Raw genomic sequence first — 2,796 nt, 5'->3', positions numbered from 1 at the left:
ACCAGATACGCCGCCAACCTTCAAACCGCCCAAACACCAGATTCAGTCATAGCTCAAATGGAACACAGTCTGACCTGCTGAGGCTCCTGCATTGATACCAACATTGAAGCCTGTGACTGTGTTGTCCTTCTCAAGGATAGACTGTCGCTGCTCATGTAGCATTGCTTCAATAGCATTACGTTCAGGCTGATATAGGTCGAAGTAATCAGCTACGTGTCGCTTGGGGATGATGAGAGTGTGACCTTCTGTAACAGGGAAAGCGTCCTTGATAGCAATGCAAAGCTCATTCTCAGCCATGATACGCCCAGCGCCTAGCTCACAGAAGATACAGTCAGTCTGACGGTTGTTATAGCTATCCAAGATACCTCTAAAGTCAGTATCGTCAGTATCCCTCTTGTTGGTGTTGCAGGTCATGCAAAGGGCTTGGTAGTTGCTTATGTGATCAGGGCCACCTTTTGACCTCGGAGTCGTATGATCAACATGGAGGGCGACCTGATCTTCATGTCCTCCGCACAGCTCACAGCGATGTTTTGCACGTTTTAGGACGTTGTAACGTATGCTGCCCGATACATAACCGCTGTCAGGCCCTCTGTGGCCCCATATGGCCTCACCACGCTTGCTTATGTATGCGTTGATGGCTTCATCACACATGGCTTGTAGGGCCGCTCTCTCCGCCTCTGTGTGGGTCGTTTCGGTAAGGCGATAACCCGTAATCTGACGACCGTCTTTGACTGACTCAACGACACCATTGTTGGTTAGGACTTTGCCGACCATAGTCTTGGTACGGAGTGAGTAGTACTCAACTTGAGATTGGTCGTAAGCCAGTAACGCCTTTGCAATCTCTTCCGTGGTTGCCTGACCATCGTTTTTCAGCAAAGCCTTAATCATCAAGGGCTGGTAGATGTGCGACATCCTCATTCTGTTTTGAATGAAATCCCGTAGAACAAACTTGTCGTCAGCGTTTTCCATCATCAAACTATGAACAGAATATAAAGGTTTTGCCAGAATGTATCACGCAATTGATTTGGCCGCATTAGACGAATACCTGTCCTCAGATGACAGTCCGGATAACTGCATGATGCTGTCCGACCTCGACGGCTTCATCCATGGGATACTGTGTTGTCCTACAATAATCCCACCTGAGGAATGGATGCCTGTAGCCTTTGGTGCTGATCCTGAGCCTCTGCCACGTTCGATTGTTCAGAGCGTCGCCGACTTGTTCGGGAATGTTTCCTACGGCCTCACCTCTAACCCGCCAATGGTTGAGCCGATCTTCTGGCAAGCGAAGGAGGGGCATGTGATAGCCATGGATTGGTGTGAAGGCTTCATGCAGGCTATCTCGCTACGCCCAAAGGAATGGTTGAGGCTTACCGAGAGCGGTACTGATGGTCACCTTATGACACCGATCATGCTTCACCTCATGGATGATGCAGGCAACTCCGTAATGGGTCTGCCGCAAAAAGACTTAGATAAAGTGTTGGACCAAGCTGCTGAGGATATTCCAACAGCCGTTGCAGGTATATTCGACTACTGGCGCAATATTCGGCACGGTAGTGGCCTATCCCACTGATTGATGCACTTCGATGACGTTGCCTTCTGGATCATGGAAGAAGACCTGATGCCATTCTTTGGCGAAGGCTGTGCCATAATCTGAATAGGGAATGCCCTTGCTATCCAGAAGCGCCATAAATGCAGTAATATCGTCAGTACGAAAGGCTATATGACCTCGCTCAATCGGATTGATGACCTCTCCATTCTTGAAGGCGACAGTCAGGTCCTTGGTTGCCAAGTGCATCTGCATCTTACCATCTGTGGCAAACCTGATCTTCCCATCATAGCCGCTTGAACTTGTCGCATCAGGTCTTGGGAATGATTGGATAGGGATGTCATCAAGGCCAAGCACCTGCGTGTAGAAGTCGTGCAATCTGTCCACATCATCTGCGACAAAATTAATATGGTGGAACTCAAGTTTCATGTTCGTTTGATGCTCCCAATCCATCTATACTTTTGGAAAAGATCCCTTTGCTCGTAAACTCCATTATCACCTCTTCTTTTTGGTTGCTCACAGATACTTTGCTGACCACTACTCCAATGTTTGGCCGACTTTTTGAGGGAATTGTGTCAAGGACCTCCATCTGCACTGAGAGTACGTCTCCTGGATAAACTGGTCGAAGCCATCTCAGGCTATCAATTCCAGGCGACCCCAAAGACCGCCCATTCTTATCCATGTTGGCCACCATCATTGCCATCGTCATTGAACAGGTATGCCAGCCACTTGCGCATAGCCCACCGAACAGAGATTGCTTTGCGGCTTCATGGTCAAGGTGAAAGAACTGTGGGTCGTATCTCCCAGCAAATTCAATTATCTCTTCCTCGGTTACCTCGTAGGCACCAAAGTTCTGTTTCTGCCCAATCTCAAAGTTTTCGAAAGGGATGTACTTAAGTTCTGTCGTAGCCATTGTCATTAGATACCAGTCCTACGTTTGTTCATATCATGCTGATATTGTGTTATAATCTCTATTTGTTCTAGTAATGGGAGAGGCATAGGAGACAGTCCCTAAGCCCTTACTCTTACCTGCCTACTCACTCTGCTTATACTCTGTCAGTTCTAGCCAATTAATGAACTTAGCCTTCCTATCAAGATACTGACTAGTCGGATCAATACGGATAGGCGTATGGTATTCAACCACTACGAGTTATTGTCAAATCTGGTGTTTGAGGATTGTTGGTGACCTGCCCCCCTAGGCTCCCTCATTCATAACGAGAGTTTGCGGGTTTGGATTTCATATTCTTTAT

Annotated in this window: 4 protein-coding genes; 1 reads left to right on the top strand and 3 read right to left on the bottom strand. The window is 47.7% G+C overall.

What is annotated here, in order from left to right; translation table 11 throughout:
• Positions 1–42: 42 nt before the first annotated feature.
• On the bottom strand, positions 43–912 hold the full coding sequence (locus PFRI_RS07405) for an HIT family protein (RefSeq protein WP_245812316.1): 870 nt from the start codon (positions 910–912) through the stop codon (positions 43–45).
• A gap of 94 nt (positions 913–1,006) precedes the next feature.
• Between PFRI_RS07405 and PFRI_RS07400 the strand changes: the two genes are divergently transcribed.
• Entirely contained in the window at positions 1,007–1,570 is a 564-nt protein-coding gene (locus tag PFRI_RS07400) for a YecA/YgfB family protein (RefSeq protein ID WP_072630068.1), read from the top strand.
• Here PFRI_RS07400 and PFRI_RS07395 read toward each other — a convergent pair.
• Both PFRI_RS07395 and PFRI_RS07390 read right to left on the bottom strand, forming a co-directional pair.
• The gene (locus PFRI_RS07395; protein ID WP_072630067.1) at positions 1,559–1,975 is read right to left on the bottom strand and encodes a VOC family protein; all 417 of its coding nucleotides are present in this window, start codon (positions 1,973–1,975) and stop codon (positions 1,559–1,561) included. The genes PFRI_RS07400 and PFRI_RS07395 overlap by 12 nt on opposite strands.
• On the bottom strand, positions 1,965–2,465 hold the full coding sequence (locus tag PFRI_RS07390) for a MaoC family dehydratase (protein WP_211317833.1): 501 nt from the start codon (positions 2,463–2,465) through the stop codon (positions 1,965–1,967). The genes PFRI_RS07395 and PFRI_RS07390 overlap by 11 nt, the downstream gene beginning before the upstream one ends.
• Positions 2,466–2,796 lie beyond the last annotated feature (331 nt).

The organism is Planktotalea frisia (assembly GCF_001890925.1).
GTDB lineage: Bacteria > Pseudomonadota > Alphaproteobacteria > Rhodobacterales > Rhodobacteraceae > Planktotalea > Planktotalea frisia.
This window is presented reverse-complemented; position numbering and strand designations above follow the sequence as displayed.

Coding starts and splice junctions, on each gene's coding strand:
- PFRI_RS07405 (WP_245812316.1), bottom strand. CDS start 912: ATGTCGCACATCTACCAGCCCTTGATGATTAAGGCTTTGCTGAAAAAC.
- PFRI_RS07400 (WP_072630068.1), top strand. CDS start 1,007: ATGTATCACGCAATTGATTTGGCCGCATTAGACGAATACCTGTCCTCA.
- PFRI_RS07390 (WP_211317833.1), bottom strand. CDS start 2,465: ATGACAATGGCTACGACAGAACTTAAGTACATCCCTTTCGAAAACTTT.
- PFRI_RS07395 (WP_072630067.1), bottom strand. CDS start 1,975: ATGAAACTTGAGTTCCACCATATTAATTTTGTCGCAGATGATGTGGAC.